The organism is Winogradskyella sp. Asnod2-B02-A, assembly GCF_045063645.1.
Taxonomy (GTDB): Bacteria; Bacteroidota; Bacteroidia; order Flavobacteriales; family Flavobacteriaceae; genus Winogradskyella.
In genome coordinates this window covers 539,797-559,351 of sequence record NZ_JBEFOG010000026.1, presented here as the reverse complement: position 1 = coordinate 559,351, position 19,555 = coordinate 539,797, and the positions used below count along the sequence as shown (strand labels likewise).

General features: G+C 33.1%; 7 protein-coding genes. 3 read left to right on the top strand and 4 right to left on the bottom strand.

Annotation, left to right across the window (positions count from 1 at the left end; all coding sequences use genetic code 11):
• Window positions 1-55: 55 nt before the first annotated feature.
• From ACJJVO_RS05905 to ACJJVO_RS05895, 3 genes are all read right to left on the bottom strand, one after another.
• Entirely contained in the window at window positions 56-7,807 is a 7,752-nt protein-coding gene (locus ACJJVO_RS05905; RefSeq protein WP_405571604.1) for a LamG-like jellyroll fold domain-containing protein, read from the bottom strand.
• A 446-nt stretch (window positions 7,808-8,253) separates the two neighbouring features.
• Window positions 8,254-11,709, bottom strand: a complete 3,456-nt coding sequence (locus ACJJVO_RS05900; protein ID WP_405571602.1) for a T9SS type A sorting domain-containing protein — start codon at window positions 11,707-11,709, stop codon at window positions 8,254-8,256.
• Between the two features lie 167 nt (window positions 11,710-11,876).
• Entirely contained in the window at window positions 11,877-13,061 is a 1,185-nt protein-coding gene (locus ACJJVO_RS05895; protein WP_405571600.1) for a hypothetical protein, read from the bottom strand.
• Between the two features lie 134 nt (window positions 13,062-13,195).
• On the opposite strand from ACJJVO_RS05895, the gene ACJJVO_RS05890 reads away from it, so the two are divergent.
• A complete protein-coding gene (locus tag ACJJVO_RS05890; protein WP_405571597.1) occupies window positions 13,196-14,878 on the top strand; it encodes a pseudouridine synthase in 1,683 nt (560 codons plus the stop codon).
• 186 nt (window positions 14,879-15,064) lie between these two features.
• On the opposite strand, the gene fahA is transcribed toward ACJJVO_RS05890, so the two are convergent.
• Complete coding sequence (gene fahA, locus ACJJVO_RS05885; RefSeq protein WP_405571594.1) at window positions 15,065-16,360, bottom strand: fumarylacetoacetase; 1,296 nt, start codon at window positions 16,358-16,360, stop codon at window positions 15,065-15,067.
• Window positions 16,361-16,470: 110 nt separating this feature from the next.
• Between fahA and glyA the strand changes: the two genes are divergently transcribed.
• Together glyA and glgP are read left to right on the top strand one after the other, a co-directional pair.
• On the top strand, window positions 16,471-17,742 hold the full coding sequence (glyA, locus tag ACJJVO_RS05880) for a serine hydroxymethyltransferase (protein ID WP_405571592.1): 1,272 nt from the start codon (window positions 16,471-16,473) through the stop codon (window positions 17,740-17,742).
• Window positions 17,743-17,908: 166 nt separating this feature from the next.
• A complete protein-coding gene (gene glgP, locus ACJJVO_RS05875; RefSeq protein ID WP_405571590.1) occupies window positions 17,909-19,549 on the top strand; it encodes an alpha-glucan family phosphorylase in 1,641 nt (546 codons plus the stop codon).
• The last annotated feature ends 6 nt before the right edge of the window (window positions 19,550-19,555 follow it).

Below are 19,555 nucleotides of genomic sequence, written 5' to 3'. Positions count from 1 at the left end.
CGCTAAAAATCAAAAAAGCTGATTGAATGTATTTTCAATCAGCTTTTTTTATGCTTTAGTATTTTATAATAATTTTTTTATTAAAAGTACCTGTTTCAGTTTCAGCTTTTATAATATATGCGCCTTCCGAAATATTTTTAATAGGTATTTTTATAATGTTAGACATTTGTAAATTAGTTGCATTCCATGATGCAATAGACTGACCAGCGACATTAATTAAGTACAGTTGCTTAATCTGAACTGAACTTGGTGTCTTTATATAAATCTCATCTGTATCTAAAAGGAATTTTACGTTTACATTTTCAAACTCATTGTTAATTGTAGACAATGTTTCATCTTCTTGAAAAACCAAATAGAATCTATTGCTATGGTTGCCAGGTTCTAAATGTATTTGAAAATTTTGATTATTAATACTGATGTAGTTTTGCTCTAAGGCATCATAAATATAGACAGCACGATTGTCGTTGAAATTTTCAAGCGAATTAAGAACAATCTCTATGTTTCCACCATTAGCTACATCAATATCTAATGGATAAGATTTTGTTTCATCAAAAGGTCCAACTCCTTGTATGATAAATTTTTCGCCATCAATGTTAAAAGACATATCATTAGGAAATGAATCTGTATTTAAACCATCATAACCATAATCAACACCATCTGTAGCGTTGGTGTTATCCATAAAACCAATAACTAATTGTCTTGTTGCGTTATCTGGAGTTATAAAATCTAATCTAATAAATTGATTATTATCCTCATTTTGAGGATTGTTTGACGCTTCAGAAGACGTATTACTACTTCTTAAGAAAAATGAATTTAAGTCAGATTCTTTAGCAAACACACGTTGGCTATTGTTAAAAGTAACCATTCCGCCAGTTCCATTTCCTGTTACAAAGAATCCTTGGGCAACAGGTACATAGCGACCAGGTATTTTGTTAGAATCTCCTTGTCCGTTAATTTCGGGTGAAGATACCGCAGGCACTCCATGTGTTAAATTTCGTGCAGCATAGCCACCTTCGTAAGCCGATAAATTATGTGAGTTGTTTGATGCTGCGTGCTCCCAGAAATAGAGTGTACCATCTAATAAAACACTGCTATTATCATTTATAAATGCTACAGCATCTATAGCAGAAGGGTATGGGTTTCCAACCAATGCTTGAAAATTACCAGAAACAGGTGATGTTATGGTACCATTATTTGGCTGACCTACAAAAGTGTAATTCTGGTTAGCATTAGAGCTACCACTACCTTTCATAGAGTAACCAAGACCAATTGGGATGTTATAATTCTCATTAATTGCATTCCAATCAGCATAAGAATTGTCTAAATAATTTTCATATAGATATAACCATCTTCTACTAATTGTTATTGGTGATGTTAATGGATTTGCATTATTATTAGATGTCCAATTTAATGGTTGTGGATTTGTAGCTGTTGTACCATCAAACATAACATTAGCAATAGAAAAAGTATTACCATTATCACCTACAGGTGAAGACCAATAATTATAATTAAAAAGATTTGCAGTACCTTGCTGATCGCGTTCTAAATAACCTGAACCCGAATAATCTACATTACTTTCTTCTGGTTGTAAAAGTTGAGATTCTCCCACTAAGTCTAAAACACCATCTATTTTAAGATATTTATTTACTATAATTTGTTGGTCGTTGAGAATACTTAACTTATTACTATCAACTAATAAGCCTAATACCGTTGTTTTATTTAAAATATTAGCTGGTCTTGTAGCAGAAATGTTGGTCTTTGTTCTTACAATATTCCAAGTTTGTTCAAAGCCGTTGTGACTGTTCACTCTTGAATTAGGGATTTGCTGTACGGATCCAACAGACCAAGTAGCTCCATTATCCCAAACACTGTTTGAGTCAGATATATAAGGAATCGGTGCAGTTTCTGTTTGATCCGTTGTCATGTTGTTTAACTTTCCTTGGGTAGGTGACATTGTTGAAATATCTTCAAGATATCCATTAGAAACTATAGTTTGAGAACCAACACGCATTTGGTAATAACCAATTAGGTTGTTCCATTGTAAGTTTTCGGTAATATTTAATGGAACTTCTAGACCTCTAACATTCAGTCCATTGCTTTCTATTTCTTGATTCATCATTTCACGAATCTGGTTTGTCGATAATTCTGTATCCCAAATACGAACTTCATCAATATCACCATCAAAATAATTTGTAGGATTACCATTTGTAGTATCCATTGCTCCAATAAAACTACTGTTGGTATTAGTTAATGGGGAAGTACCACTTACATTTGGTTGAACAAGGAAACCGTCAACATATATATTGTAGGCATCGCTACCATTAAATGTAACTGCAATATGATACCATTTAGTAGTATTTAAAGGTTGATTTACAATAATATTTTGGTTATTCCATCTAAAATGGATTTTATTGCCAATTAGAGATAGGTCATATCCAGAATTTAAATTGCTACTATTTCGTTTAGAAATAATAGTTTTTGTCCCTGTAAGATTATCTACTTTTATCCAAGCTTCAATGCTGAAAGGTGTATTTACTAGACCATAATTATTTCCAAAATTGATATAATCTTCAGCTCCATCAAAGACAAGGTTTGTTCCGCAATCTGCAAAAATTATGTTTACAGTGTCTGTGGTGTTATTGCATGGTGCCAAATTGGTAGCTTCCCACTGTAAGGTGTAAGTTTCTCCACTTTCGCCTGTAAATGTAGTATTGTAGGCACTTGAGTTTGAAAAATGATATGTGTTAGCTGGTTGGCTAGAAATAACTGTCCATTGTCCTGTTACGTTGTTGGCAGCTAAAGTAACTGTAGTATTAGAACAATTAGCAGCCGAATTATCAATATCCGCTCCTGCATTTGCAACTATACTTTCCGTAATTTCAATATTAATAGAATCGACAGCAGCAATACAAGAAGATGTAGGCGCATTTGACGTAAAAGTTAAAGTTGTCGTGCCAACCTCATTTAATCCAAAATTATATGTTGCAGATGTGTCAGTTGGTGAAGGACTGAAAGTACCGTTACCAGAAGTACTCCATGTGCCTGAAGATGCACTGCCCGAAATGGTTGCGCTGACAGCAATATTACCTACTGCTGAACAAATTGGTGAAGCAACCGGTTGAATAGATATTAATGGCGCTTCATCAACTGTTATACTTCCATATTCTGATTTGTTACCACAGTTAGAAGTTGTAGTTATCGTATAATTAAAGGTGCCAAATTGAGTAGGCGTTCCGCTAATTGTTAACTTTAGGCCATCAAAACTAGTCGTCAATCCAGCTGGTAAAGGGGCAACTGTTGGTACTGTTAATCCACCACCAACATCATAAGTAATATCTAGGATTGGTGTATTTTGACAAATGGTTTGGTCGTCTGTATCAATTGCAGAAGTTAAAGTAATAAATGTAGATAGGGTAGCAAAAGAGACATCATCAATACCAAAATTGTTTCCTTGTGTGGCTGGATTGATATTAATGATTTCAATAATTGCTGTAGTTGTAATTCCAGAATTCCAAGTGCCATAGATACGTTCCCAATTATTTCCTTTTACCAAGTCGAGTGTAGGACCAACAGGAATACCATTAATTCTAAATTGTAAATCACATGGGTTGAGAGAAGGATTAGATAAGTCTGAAAGATCAATTCCCCAAGCTGAAAAATAATATAATTCATTAGGTTCTACATCTATTTCTTGTCTCCAAGCGGCTAAAGATGTATTACCACTATTAACAGCAAGAAACTGTGCTTCTGTATCATCAGTATGGTCGTTAACACTTCTAAAATTAGTATTTAATGGACCAGAATCTGTGGTAAGCGTCATCATATTTTGGTTTAATACTGGATTAACTACATATTGATATCCATTTGTAAAAGGCGAAGAATAATCTTCATCATAATCAAAACCGAGAGCATTTAAATTATCATTTACATCTGGACCAAAATCCCCATTTACATTTGGAGCCAGGTCAGAGAAGTCTCCATTAAAAATTCGTTCTTGTGCAACTCTTATCGTACCAGATTCCGTACAACCATTAGGTGAGGTACCAATAACTTGATAAAAATCGGCAGTATCCACATAGATAGTATCACCTGTTTGAACAGGTGTGGTTTGCCATTCCCAAGAACTTACAGGTGTTGTAGAGCTAGCCACCAATTGAACCATATTGCTTTCGTCGATATTAGTTGTTAATGGATCATCATCGGGACAATATTCTGCGGCAATACTGATAATTGGTGAAGGATTAACAGTAATTGTCACGTCTTCAGATTCTGTACATCCATTGGAATTGTGAGCAGTAATTGTATAGACTGTAGTTTCTTGTGGATTTACAGTTATCGAACTGTTAGTACTCGATGGTACTTCTGATCCTACAGGTAAGCCTGCATTAGAACCTGTATTTCCAGCCCAAGAATAAGTAAAAGAGTCGGGAGCACTAGAAGCTCTTATTTGCACATTATCAATAATTATATCAGGATTGAGACTAGTATCATTTCCTTCGTATCCATCAGTTGTAGCTATAATAATCTGTAATACATTAGTATTATTTGCTAAAGCTGGTATAGATAATACAACCTCTTGCCATTGCAGACCTGCAGCAGTGTTATTAAGTAACACTCTATCAACTTGTCTAAATGATATTGCACTTCCTGAGGTAACATTTCCTACAACATTATAAAAGACATAAACATATTTGTCATCTCCAGTAGTAGTTGCCCTTCTTGTTTGAAAATATAATGAAAAGTCTTGGTAGGTCGTAATATTTGGTCCATTAACCGTGAAGATCCAGAACCCTTCATCATTTCGTCCGGAATTATCGCGTTGTCTCATTGCGTTACCTCCGAAACTTTCTGCATCGTATGCTGATCCTTGAGTAGCTGTACCTGGACTTTGTCTGAAATACAGGTTTCTATGGCTTACTTCACTTACAATACCTGGTACATTTTGTCCATCTAAATCTCCATAATTGGTGCCAGTATTAAAATTATAATTAACTATTACTTTATTATTAGTGCCTGCACCTTGAACACTTGCAGTTAAAATACTTGAAACACCACTACAAACTTGATCGTTTGAAGCCGATACTGTTGTTATAATTGGTTTTACTAAAATTTCCACTTGGTTTGTAGTAGAAGTACAACCGTTGTTATTAGTAAATGTAAATGTTACGAAACCAGCTGCAACACCTGTAATTATACCTGAACTTGTAACTGTAGCTATATTAACATTATTACTTACCCATGTACCTCCAGAATTAGAAGATAAATTGGATGATTCACTTACACATATGCTTGATGGAGCTGAAACGGTTGTAGCATTATTAATAGTTATTGATAAACCTGAACTACAGCCATTGCTATCTGTATAAGTAAATGTTGCTATACCTGCAGAAGTAGCTGTCACTACACCTGAATTATTTACAGAGGCAAAACTAGTGTTACTAACCCATCCAGTGGTTGCGGGAGATAAGTTGGTAGTATTGCCATTACACAGTGAGGTAGGTCCTGAAATAACTGGTAATGGATTAACATTAATTATAATAGAATTACTTTGTTTTGGTGAAATACAAGTCGATAAATCTGAATGCATTTGAACGTAAACTTCATCATTATCACTTAAAGTGGTAGATGAAGTAAAAGTAGGACTACCTGTTGTTCCTTGAGATATGCCGTTAACAAACCAGTCATAAATTGGAGAAGTACCTCCATCTACTGGAGTAGCAGTAAATGTTACATCTTTACCAGCACAAATAGTATTATTATCTACAGTAATACTTACTGATGCATTATCTGCAAGATCGACTACTGTAACAACTGCTGTACATGTTGTTATATTATTTGAGGCATCAGTAGCAGTCAGAGTTACATTATTTGCACCAATATGACTACAATCAAAATTTGTTCGCGAAGCTGAAAGTGAAATCGTAGAACAATTATCGCTAGAACTATTATTAATATCTGAAGCGGTAATACTAGCGTTACCAGATGCATTTAAGGTTACAGAAAAATTTCGACATATTGCCGATGGAGGCGTTATATCTTTAATAGTAATTGTTTGAGTAACATTAATTGAGTTATTACAACCATCTGTTACCGAATATGTTCTAGTAATTATTTCAGGGTTGAACATGCCGTTTGAGACATCTGATATGAAAGTAACCGTTGGTGTAGCACAATTATCAGCTTCATCAGTAACAACATTAACGTTTGGAAGGGGTACAGTAGTTATGCATTCAACATTTATAGGTAATGGATTAGATGCTGTAGGTGGAATTATATCTTGAACCGTAATAATTTGAGTTCTAGTGACAGCGCTATTTCCATTAGCATCTGTAATATTCCAAGTTCTAGTAATTGTGCCACAAGTTCCATTAGGCAAAGAAGTATCAGAACCCGTAACTGTTCCTCCTGCATCACAATTATCTGTCCAATCAAGGTTGATCATTGCAGGTACACCTGTAGTACATTGCACAGTTATATTTGGAGGTGCAGGATCAATAATAGGAATTATAGTATCATCAACAGTAATAATTTGAGTTCTTGTAATAGCGTTGTTACCACAATTATCAGCAATATTCCAAGTTCTTGTAATTATTCCTGCTGAAGCGGTATCTACACCTGTTATTGTTCCACTTGCATCACAGTTATCTGTCCAAGCTAAATTCGTCATTGAAGGAACATCTGAGATACAATTTACAGTGATATTGGCAGGAGCTGTCTCAATAACAGGAGCAATAGTGTCATCAATTGTAATTATTTGAGTCCTTGTATTTGCACTGTTACCATGGCTATCTGTAATATTCCATGATCTAGTAATCGTTCCAGCACAAGTACCACCAACTAAAGCAGAATCTACACCAGTTATTGTTCCACCAGCATCACAATTATCTGTCCAGGTTAAATTGATCATTGCAGGTACATCTGTTGTACATTCAACAGTGATATTTTCAGGAGCAACAGCAATAACCGGGTTTATACTGTCTGCAACTGTAACCACAGTGATACAAGTACTATTTTGTCCAAGAGAATCTTCAGCTGTCAAGGTAACTGTTACTGGTGTTCCAATGTCTGAGCAATCAAATGTATTAATATCAATGCTTAAAGTAGGTGTGTCAAAATCATCGAAAGATCCGTTGTCAATATCAGATGCTGTTATGGTTGCATTACCCGTTGCATCAAGTTCTACAGTTAAGGTTCCAAAGCAGTTAGCGCTTGGAGGTGTGTCTGCAGTAAAAGTAGTTGTAAAGTTTGTTCCATTATTATTTACATAATGAGGATTAAGAGCTGCAACACTATTTATTGTGTAATCCGCAGAAGTATAGACTTCTAATGTGTGATTTCCAGAAGCTAATCCGTTTAATAAATTAATGTTTTCAGTATCAGTTATCCATTCTTCATCTTGTGAGCTTACACCACATATAGTTCCTGGAGAATAAGAAATATTAGTTCCTAAATTGATAGATGAAAATGATGGAATAGCCGGTCTATTTCCTGTAGGGTATACTGTATAATATAGCCAACCCGAAGTAATATAATCTGTTGAAGCACATTTCCAAACAGTATTTTGACCTCCGTTTAAAAGTAAAGTTCCAGCAGTAGTTCCTATAGTTCCTAAAGTAGCGTTTGTAAAATCCGTGATTAACAGATCATCATTAGCTTCACTTGGATAATGTAAATCCAATGAGGTATTTCCAGAACCATTATCTAGTATTACATAACTATGAATAAAACCTGAATTCTGTCCATAAAAACTATTAGACAATATTAAGGTTAATGCGCTAATTACTAATTTAGTAAAAGTGTTTTTCATTTAAAATATAGGTATTATAATGAATTCCTTATGTGAAGGAAAAAATATTTTGAAAAAATATATATGAGAGGGATTACAAAATTAGAGATATAGTAAGCATTTGTTAAATATAGTCGATGAAATGCATATAAAAACTTTTATCTAAATAGTTGATGATTATCTATTTATATGTCGTTTGATAGCTTTTCCAATTACGATGCATTGCATTGGCTTATTTTATTAATTAAGATCTAAAAACTATTAATTTTTAATGAAATATTTATTGAATATGTCAATTCTGTGAGAATATTAAAATAAGATTTCATATACTGTTTCTTTGAATTCATAAAATGATTTTTTGGCTCTGTTTTATAGTTGATTAACAATTTTGTTTAATATAGTTTAAAAACAAAAAAATCTCTTTGAGTAGAACTCAAAGAGATTTGATATAAGCCGTAAAGTTGTTTTTATTCTTTAAGAATTTTGATGATTTTTTCGCCTTTATTACTCTTAATATTAACAAAATACACTCCACTTGAAAATGTACTTAAATCTATTTCAGTAGATAGGCTATCAACTGATTTTGATAATAATTGTTTTCCAAGAATAGAGTGAATTTCAACAGATGTAATTACAGAAGAGTTATTAATTTGAAGAACATCTTTAACAGGATTTGGATACACCGTTAAATTGCTAAAATCAGATTCGTTAATTCCTAAAGTTTGAACAAATGTTGTTGTCCATGTGTTTGTAATAATAGCAGGATTAAAATCGAAATAAATCTCTGCTGTATTTGGTATAACGTCTCCAATGGCATAATCGGGAAACGGCTTAACTTTAAAAGTTATAAAGCCATGGCCAACTTGTGAATCTTCAACATCTTCAGAAGGAGGTAAATCAATGGCAAAGAAATTCCATTCTAAATTTTTGCCAACACGTTCTAGAGAATAGGTATGACTTGCATCTACCATTTTCAGTGTAGATTCATCTAATTTTTCGTCTAAAATATCTTCAACTCTAATGTTTATGGCATTTGCAGTTCCTGTGTTTTCAAAACGAATGGTATACGTTAAATAATCGTCTGTTGAGAATGACGAGAAGAGAATCTCTTCGCCATGCTTTTCTGTAACATCATTAGGATCGTAAGAACCAACAATAGTTTGAGTTAAACTAGAGGTGTTGTTTAAAGGGACAATATCTCCAGCGAGTAATTCAATATCTACAGTATTTGTAACTAATTGTCCTAAACTAACTGTAGTCAAGGTTGGTACGTACATTTTTACCCAAAGACGTTTGGTTTGATATGGTTGTAAATTGTTAAATGTATAACTAAAACCAGTAGCAGTAGTTGTCACTGAGGCTGGATTATAAGTGTACCAATATTGAGATACATCATGAACACTCAGTAAGCTTAGTGCACTATCCATTGTAAAATCTATAGTGCCAGATGTTACGGTTTCATTAGAATTGTTGGTATAACTGATATAATTCCAATATTGAAAACCTGGCATTGGTGGTCTCCAAGACGCTGAAATTTCAGTAGCTAAATCGTCATAAGCAGTTACTGTAATAGGGAAATCGTAAGTGGTGATGCCAGAACCTAAAGGAACTGTAATGCCAGAATAACTTACTGCTGTTGTATTATTGGCTGCATAATCAGGATCTACAGTATATGAAAGTTCATAAGTTGTTGTTGGATTAGATTCATATAAATAATGAGGTGATACATATAAATTGTTGATGATTCCATCGTTATTTATTTCATAATCAAACTGACCTAGTGGAAAATTAATTTCGCCAGTTTCTTGTGTTCCGTTGCCATTAGTATCAACAAAAGCATTTAGTTCTATCCCATCGGATTGTTGTAAATCTATAATTTGACTTGGGTCATACAGATAAGCTCTAACTTCATAACCATAATAAGTACCATAAAATGTTGATCCTTCTAGGTCACCACCATAATAACCATAATTAATATTATTCTGAGTTATAATATGTAATGCTGTAAAAGTTGTATTATCTGTTTGTCCTGCACCTAAACTAGTTAATGGACCACCAACAATATTTATACCTTGATAATCTCCATCAATATCTGTAATTGAATCAGTTCCGTTGTTGGTTACTGTAAATTCATATTCAATAGTATCACCAACACTTACAAAACCATCACCATTAAAATCAACATATTGAGTTGTGTGCGTAACCTCTAAAGGCGATTCTACTCTTATTGTAATATATGCAGTATCACAATTACTCGGATTTGTCGATTCACAGATTTGGTAATTCATCGAGTAATAACCCATTGGTACACTAGAAGGAATCGTTAAAACACCAGCAGAACTTAAGGTAATACCTACTAAATTTGTATCAAGTAATGTGACATTTAAATCTCCAGGAATAACAGGTAAACCTTCAAAAGTATCATTGTCTAAAACTTGAAATGTAGCACCAACTTCGAGCACTGAAGTGATGTCATCGCGTTGTGCATTTAGATGGTAGTTATCTAAAATAAAACCTTCTAAAGTATAATTGGTATTATAAGTGTTTCCTGAAGTTACAAGTGCATTAACAAAAATGTTTTCATCGTCTTCGTTTAGTTGGTCTAAAGTAGTTGGATAACTGTATTCTTCATAATAATTAGAGTACTGACCAGCAGGAATTGTAACAAGTATGGTTGAAGTTGTATAATCGGAATTATCTGCGGTTCCATTAGTTGTTGTAATTTCAATTTCGGTATCAATAGGGCTAGGATGTGTTAATCTTGGTCTAAATTTAAGGTTGAAACCTTCTTCAGCAACTAAACTATCTCCAAATTGTTCGTTAGGGTTATTATCGTCATACACAGCTTGTAAACTAAAATCTGGTAAGCCATCATTATCTATAATATTAAATGTGCCAGTTTCAGTAGTATTTGTTGTATTACCAGAAGTTACTGTTGCAGTATAATTCACGGATTCTTCTGGTTCATCTAAGGTGTCATCAGTTGTATAAATTCTAAAATTAGTTGAGGTATATCCAGCTTCTATAGTTTTGGATTGGGAAAGACTTGTGTAATCTGAATTGTCCGCTGTTCCGTTTGATGTGTTTAATTGAATAATAACGGCTGAGTTATAAGCTCTGTCTAATCTAGCGTAAACATAAGCCGAACCACCTTCATTGGCCTGATAAGAACTTATAGTTAAAGTAGGAGTTGTGTCGTTATCTCTTATGGTTACTGTAATATTTAAGTTGCTATTTGTAGTGTTACCCGAAGTAATAGTTGCAGTAATCGTATAAGTTTCATCGGTTTCGGTGAGGTTGTCATCTTGTGTATAAATAGGAAATGATGCATTGGTTTGACCTTCTGGAATTGTAATACTAGTAGTGGTTGCAATATAATCTGAAGCATCAGCTGTGCCAGCAGAAGTAGTAATGTCTATTGTTACATCTGAACTGTAATAATTACTTAAATAAACCCAATACGTATTATATCCCTGACCTTCAACTAAACTAGGAGAAGTATTTACGCTTACAGTTGGTGTAGTATCATTATCCCATAACGTTATGCTTCTAGATATATCTGTATTTGAAGTATTACCTGAGGTTACCGTAGCTTCAATAGTAAAATATTCATTAAGTTCTATAGTTGAATCATTACTTGTTGTAATGGTAAGTTGATTACTACTAAGCTGTCCAGCAGGAATTGTAACCGTTGTAGATAAAGGTGTATAGTCACTTGCATCTGCTGAACTTGCAATTGTGGCTACATCTACAACAACATCTGTTGTAGATGCACTGTACATACTAACTGTAAATGTGTAGGTATTGCCCTCAATTACAGTATAACCATTTCCACCATTGCTGGTAACATAAACTGTTGGATCTTGAGAAAAACAATACATTGAATAGAATGCGAGTAGAATAAGAAGTGTAATTTTTTTCATAACTGATTGGTTTTGTATTCTTAAGATGTAAAATAGTACAAAGGGTTGCGTTAAATTAATAGTTTATTTTCAATAAAGTATTTGTATCTATTGTATTAATAAGACAGTCACAAACAAAAAACTCCTACCTAAGGTAAGAGTTTTCTTTTTATATGTAGTATATAGAATTAGCTCCTTCTAATGTGATAAGATCCAATAATATCTTTTAGTTTCAACTTTAGGTCTTCTCCTGTATCATATACCATTTGCTCATCACTAGGAAAACGCACATGTCTTTGGTTTAAAAGATTAATATCATCTCTTACTAAGGCCCTTTTATCTCCTTTATAAGTTCCAAAAACATTTTCAAAAACAAATCCACTATCAATAGAAAATACATCAATCACTTGGTTTTGTTTTAAATCTGTATAAACAACATCAGCAACAACTATAGCAGATTTCGTTTGTAAAACTTCTGTAAATCTAGCTTTAACAGTTATAATTTTGTCAATTTTAATGTCGTTACCTAAACTGTCTTTTCTTACGTTTCCGTTTCTATCTAATTGGTATTTCCAACCATCAACAATTTGCTTTTGTCTTAATATCTGAGTTTCATTAATACGTTCTGGCGAGATGTTTATTTGTTTTAATTGCAATTCCATTGCAAAATCATAATCTATAGAGTTATTTACGTTAGCGTGGTAAGTTGTCCAAAACTCATTCAATCCATAAGTATTAAAATCAATTAAATCAGCTTCCAATTGTTGCGGAATTATTTGATGCGTTTGGTTTTGTATAGATACATGCACATAATCCATTCCTGCTTCACGTGCCTCTGCTATTAAGCTTCTGTTTTCTTCAAAATTTGGATTTATTTGTTCAATATAACTGAATATTCCATAAGCAGTTCTAGCATTAAATTTATCTCCAGAATCCAAAAGTGTAATACCTTGACCAATTAAATAATCAGACGTTTTATATCTGTAATCTACAATTTCAGAATTATAATCATTAAACTCTAGATGTAATTCTTTTCCATTTATTTTTAAAGGCAACACACGTTTAATTGCATTTTGTCTTTCCTCTAAATCTACATATATATTATAGATGGTTTTATATTGCTCAGGATTGCCATCTTTTTTAAGATGCTCAACATTATTTAAATCTTCTTCCAAAACTTTATAGTAAGCATCTTCAAGCATTACAATGTAATCTTGCTTACGGTTTTTATCTTTGTTGTTTTCAAGTTTTCTTAAGGCTTCAGAAATAGCTTCGTCGTAATTTCCTTGGCTAATAGCGGTTTCAATTTGTTTTTTAGCACTACAAGATATTAGTACTGAAACAAGGACTGTTAAAAGTAAAAATCTTTTCATAATGTTAGGTTTTTATTGGTTATATAATAGTAAATCCAATTATGATGCCAAAGTTGTTTTTTGTTGTTTTAAGAATTTAAAAGTTGAATTGTTTAAAGGTTATTTCGTTTCTTTGTAAACCAATTAAAAGTCTCATGTTTCATACAGAAAACGGTTGTTTTCATTCTTTAGAATTGCATTCGGAAATACTTCCAGAGCAATTTACATTTCCGTTTTATTACCAAACACATCCACTTTGTATTAGGGCTGCAGATGAGGTAAAAGCGTATTTAAATACACAAACAGATTTTGAACATAATTTTGGTTTGGATAAAAGTAAAACGTCCTTAAAAATCGGAAAGATGTTTGGTGTAATGATTGTTAAAACGTTGGAAGGGCAATTAGGTTACATTACCGCATTTTCAGGAAAATTAGCAGAGAGCAACCATATAAAAGGTTTTGTACCTCCAATTTATGATACGTTGAATAAAGATGGTTTTTACAAACAAAATGAAGCACATTTAAATAATTTAACGACTAAAATTGAAGCTTTAGAAATTAATCCGGAATTAGAAAAAGCAGAAATAAATTTAAAAGAAATAAGGCTAAACAGTATTCAAAAACTTGAAGATTTTAAAATCAATGCTAAAGCCGAAAAACAAAAACGAAAACAACGTAGAGTAGAAGCAGAGCAAAATCTTAGTGACTCAGAAAAACAGCTATTTTTTGAAAGTTTAAAGCAGCAAAGTATTCAAAGTAATATTGATTTAAAATATTTAAAGTTGAATATTGAAGCTGCAGTTGAGTTAGCCGAAAATAATTTAGCAGCATTATTAAAACCTATTGAGGCTTTAAAATTAGAAAGAAAAACACTTTCGGCACGTTTACAAAAGCAAATTCACGAGCAATATCGGTTTTTGAATGCTAAAGGAGAGACTAAAGACCTAATTGATATTTTTAAAAGTACAGATTTAGGAAAGCCACCTGCAGCTGCAGGCGAATGTGCAGCTCCTAAATTATTTCAATTTGCTTACCAAAAGAAACTAAAGCCTATTGCAATGGCAGAGTTTTATTGGGGAATTTCGCCAACAGCAGAAGTGAGAAAGCATGGACAATTCTATCCATCTTGTCGCAGTAGATGTGAACCTATTTTAGGCCACATGATGCAAGGTTTGAATGTAGAACCCAATCCTATAGAATTAGCTGGTGTTTTTAAAGGTGAATTAGAAATTATATACGAAGATGAATTTTTGTTAGTACTTAACAAACCACATGAGTTTCTCTCTGTTCCCGGAAAAACGATTAAAGATTCCGTATTAACCAGAATGCAAACGTATTTACCAAATGCTACAGGTCCTTTATTATTGCATCGTTTAGATATGTCAACGTCTGGCTTATTATTGGTTGCAAAAAATGAAATAACACACAAAAAGCTTCAAAAACAATTTATAGAACGTAAAGTAAAAAAACATTATGTCGCTTTATTGGAAGGAATTATTGAAAAAGAAGAAGGTACAATTGATTTACCATTGCGAGTAGATTTAAACAATAGACCTAGACAATTAGTTTGTTATGAACACGGTAAAAAAGCCACTACAAAATATGAAGTTGTTGAGGTTAAGGATAAAATAACAAGAATTTATTTCTATCCTATTTCAGGAAGAACACACCAATTGCGAGTGCATGCTGCCCATAAAAAAGGTTTAAATGTACCAATCGTTGGTGATGATTTATACGGAACTGTTTCAAATAGATTACATCTGCATGCTGAAACTTTGAGTTTTGAGCATCCTGCAAAAAAAGAGTGGGTAAGTTTTAGTTGCAAACCTCCGTTTTAAGACTTTATGCCACAAGCCTAAAGCTTCGTTTTTAGATAAGAAGTTGGGATGTAATATTTGTTATTTTAAGTTTTTCAAACTGAAGTAAAAAAAAAGAAGACTAAAGTAATTAAACTTCAATCTTCTTTTATTTTTTCCTTCAGCTAACAGCTAACAGCTAACAGCTAACAGCTAACAGCTAACAGCTTATTTCTTTTTCTTCTTAGAATCAAATACAGGTAATAATTGAGTTCTAACCTGTCCGAAACCAATTCTAATATCATCATTTTGGCAATAACCTCTCATAATAACAGCATCATTATCATTGATAAATTTACGCTCAGTACCATCTTTCAATTTTAAAGGTTTTGTACCTTTCCAACTCAATTCTAACATTGAGCCATAAGAATCTGGTGTTGGTCCAGAAATGGTGCCACTTCCCATTACATCTCCAGAATTTACAGGACATCCATTAACCGTATGATGAGCTAATTGTTGTGCCATATTCCAATACATATACTTAAAGTTAGATTTAGAAACCGTTGTTTCTTTTCCGCCTTTTGGTTGAATACCAACTTCTAAATTAATATCAAAACTCTTTTTACCTTTGGTTTGTAAGTAATCTAGAGGCTTAGGATTTTGCTTAGGGCTTTCTGTTCTAAATGGTTCTAAAGCATCTAGAGTTACTATCCAAGGAGACATGGAAGATGCAAAGTTTTTACCTAAAAATGGTCCTAATGGCACGTATTCCCATTTCTGAATATCTCGAGCAGACCAATCATTAAATAAAACTAAACCAAAGATGTATTCTTCAGTTTCTTCAATAGGAATAGGTTCTCCTAAATCGTTAGCGTCTGTTGTAATAAAAGCCATTTCTAATTCGAAATCTACCAATTTTGAAGGTCCAAAAACAGGTTTATCTGCTCCTTCTGGTAATGTTTGTCCTTGTGGACGATGAATCGGAATTCCTGATGGTATTATAGAAGAACTACGTCCATGATAACCCACTGGCATATGCACCCAATTTGGCATTAATGCATTATCTGGATCTCTAAACATGGTACCAACATTTGTAGCATGTTCTTTACTAGCATAGAAATCTGTATAATCGCCAACTTGAATAGGCAATTGCATTTCAATTTCATCTAAACGAAACAAAATGGTTTCTTTATGAGGATTGTTATTTTTTAAAGTTTCATTTTCTACATCAAAAATCTCAGCGATTCTATTTCTAACTAAACGCCACGTTTTTCTTCCATCTGCGATGAAGTCATTTAAGGTATCTTGTAAAAATATATCGTCTGTTAACGGAATACCGTCAAAATAACCTAATTGGTGTAAAGCACCTAGATCAATAGCTGTATCACCAATACGCGTTCCTATAGTAATAATGTCGTCTCTAGTTAAGAAAACACCGAAAGGAATATTTTGAATAGGGAAGTCTGAAGTTTTACCGACATGTAGCCATGAGGTACGATCTGTATTATTTGCTGATAATGGCATATTGTAATTGTTGATTAAATGTTCATTAATTATACTCAAACCTACACATTTTTTAATATTTAAACTAATGTATTCACTATTTTTGTATCGATTTAACAAACACTTTATTTATGCAACGCGACGAACAAATTTTTGAACTTATACAAGCAGAAAGAGAACGCCAGACAGATGGTATAGAATTAATTGCCTCAGAGAATTTTGTTAGCGACCAAGTTATGGAAGCTGCAGGCTCGGTATTAACCAACAAATACGCAGAAGGCTATCCTGGAAAGCGTTATTATGGTGGTTGTGAGGTAGTTGATGAGGTGGAGAACATTGCTATAGAAAGAGCTAAAACATTATTTGGTGCTGCTTATGCAAACGTGCAACCGCACTCAGGTAGTCAGGCAAATACGGCCGTGTTTCATGCCTGTTTAAAACCTGGTGACACCATTTTAGGTTTTGATTTATCTCATGGTGGACATTTAACTCATGGTTCTCCTGTTAATTTTTCGGGTAAATTATATCGTCCTACATTTTATGGAGTAAAAAAAGAAACAGGTCGTATTGATTACGATATGTTAGCTGACCAAGCTAAAAAAGAACAACCAAAATTAATAATAGCAGGTGCTTCAGCATATTCAAGAGATATTGATTTTGCGAAATTTAGAGAAGTTGCAGATAGTGTAGGTGCTGTGTTATTAGCAGATATTTCTCATCCTGCAGGTTTAATAGCTAAAGGTATTCTAAACGATCCAATGCCACATTGCCACGTGGTTACTACAACAACTCATAAAACATTGAGAGGTCCTAGAGGTGGAATGATTATGATGGGTGAAAATATTGATAATCCATTTGGTATTACGTTAAAGAATGGTAAGCTTCGTAAAATGTCTGGTCTTTTAGATTCTGGTGTTTTTCCAGGAAATCAAGGTGGTCCATTAGAACATATCATAGCAGCGAAAGCAATTGCTTTTGGTGAAGCATTAACGGATGAGTTTTTACATTATATGTTACAAGTAAAACAGAATGCAGATGCTATGGCTCAGGCTTTTGTTGCTAAAGATTATAATTTAATTTCTGGAGGAACAGATAACCACATGATGCTTATTGACCTAAGAAATAAAAACATTACTGGTAAAGATGCTGAAAACGCATTAGTAAAAGCAGATATTACAGTGAATAAAAATATGGTGCCTTTTGATACAGAATCTCCTTTTGTAACATCTGGTATTAGAGTTGGAACTCCTGCAATTACAACAAGAGGTCTAAAGGAAACTGATATGGCTTATGTTGTAGATTTAATTGATGAAGTATTAACAAACCACGATAACGAAACTGTTTTGGCTGGTGTTGCCGAAAAAGTAAATGCTTTAATGGGTGGACGTGCTTTATTTAATTAGTAAACAATACCTTAAATTTTTTTAAAAGTCTTTCATTAATTTGAAGGACTTTTTTTTTGTGTTTACTTATAATTAAAATGTTAACATTAAAAAGTTATTTAATGACATAAATCATATTATGGAATAGGTCTTTTTTTCTAAGTTTACAGGTATAAAAAACACTAAAATGGAAAATAATTATAATACATGGTATCATCCATATAAACCAGCAACCAAATACAAAAAGAAGGTTGCATATTTTAGCATGGAGTATGGTATAGATCAGTCTTTCAATATATATTCTGGAGGTCTTGGTTTTTTAGCAGGCTCACATATGAGATCTGCTTTTGAGTTAAAACAGAATATGATTGGTATTGGTATGCTATGGAAATATGGTTATTACGATCAAGCAAGAAATGATGACCAAACCTTAAGAACAGAATTCAATGAAAAACATTTCGATTTTCTTGAAGATACAGGAATAGAAGTAGAAGTGAAGCTGCATGATAATCCACATGTAAAAGTTAGGGCATATGTTTTAAAACCTGAAATTTTTGGAACTGTACCAATGTATTTTTTGAGTACAGATGTTGAAGGCAATGATCATTTATCTAGAACCATTACCAATCATTTATATGATAATAATCCTGTAACACGAATTTCACAAAGTATTATTTTAGGTATCGGTGGAGCTAAAGTTGTAGAAGCATTAGGAGGTGCAGATACGTATCACTTAAACGAAGGTCATGCATTGCCAGCTTTTTACTATTTAAGAGATTTAGGCGTTAAGAAAAGTCAGATGGTGTTTACCACACATACTCCAGAAAAAGCAGGTAATGAAGAGCGCGATGCTAGACACTTAAACAGATGTGGCTTTTTTGGACGATCACTTTCTGAACAAGAACTTCAGAAGGAAATGGTTAATGATGGTATGATAAACTATACAATTTCGGCATTACGAATGGCTAAAAAAGCAAATGGTGTTTCAAAATTGCATGCTAAGGTAGCCACTGATATGTGGAAAGACTATAAAGGTGTTAGTGAAATTATTCCAATTACAAATGCACAGAATCAGAAGTTTTGGCAAGATGCAAGTATTAAAAAGGCATGGTCTAAAAAGCAGGTAAAAGCTTATAAAACTAGAAAAACAGCTTTAAAGAAAGACTTATTTGAAGAGGTTTATAAACAAACAGGTAAAACGTTTGATCCTAAAGTATTAACTTTTGTATGGGCAAGACGATTTGCAGGTTATAAAAGAGCAGATTTACTTTTACATGATTTAGAACGCTTTAAAAGATTAATTTCTAACGAAAAATATCCCGTTCAAATCATTTGGGCAGGAAAACCGTACCCTTTTGATTATTATGCCATTGATGTGTTTAATCATTTAGTTAACCATTCTAAAAGCGAAAACAATTTAGCGGTATTAATTGGCTATGAAATTGATTTATCTAAAAGATTAAAATGTGGATCTGATGTTTGGTTAAATACTCCACGAATTACTAGAGAAGCTTCAGGAACTAGTGGAATGACAGCTGCCATGAATGGCTCTGTAAATGTATCTACTAATGATGGTTGGATTCCTGAGTTTGCTAAAGACGGTAAAAATAGTTTTGTTTTACCAGCATTAGATCATACGCTACCAGTTTGGGATCAGGATAATATAGATGCCAATAATCTGTATGAAATTTTAGAAGATAAAGTGATTCCTACTTATTACGATGAGCCTAAAAAATGGCAAGAGATTGTATTTAATGGTATCGATGATGTGATTCCTGAATTTACAAGCAAGAGAATGGCAGATGAGTACTATCAGAAGTTGTTTTAGTTAATC

What these genes read in the sequence shown, in the direction of transcription:
- ACJJVO_RS05905 (WP_405571604.1), bottom strand. Translation starts at nt 7,807, where the DNA reads ATGAAAAACACTTTTACTAAATTAGTAATTAGCGCATTAACCTTAATA.
- ACJJVO_RS05900 (WP_405571602.1), bottom strand. Translation starts at nt 11,709, where the DNA reads ATGAAAAAAATTACACTTCTTATTCTACTCGCATTCTATTCAATGTAT.
- ACJJVO_RS05895 (WP_405571600.1), bottom strand. Translation starts at nt 13,061, where the DNA reads ATGAAAAGATTTTTACTTTTAACAGTCCTTGTTTCAGTACTAATATCT.
- ACJJVO_RS05890 (WP_405571597.1), top strand. Translation starts at nt 13,196, where the DNA reads ATGTTTCATACAGAAAACGGTTGTTTTCATTCTTTAGAATTGCATTCG.
- fahA (WP_405571594.1), bottom strand. Translation starts at nt 16,360, where the DNA reads ATGCCATTATCAGCAAATAATACAGATCGTACCTCATGGCTACATGTC.
- glyA (WP_405571592.1), top strand. Translation starts at nt 16,471, where the DNA reads ATGCAACGCGACGAACAAATTTTTGAACTTATACAAGCAGAAAGAGAA.
- glgP (WP_405571590.1), top strand. Translation starts at nt 17,909, where the DNA reads ATGGAAAATAATTATAATACATGGTATCATCCATATAAACCAGCAACC.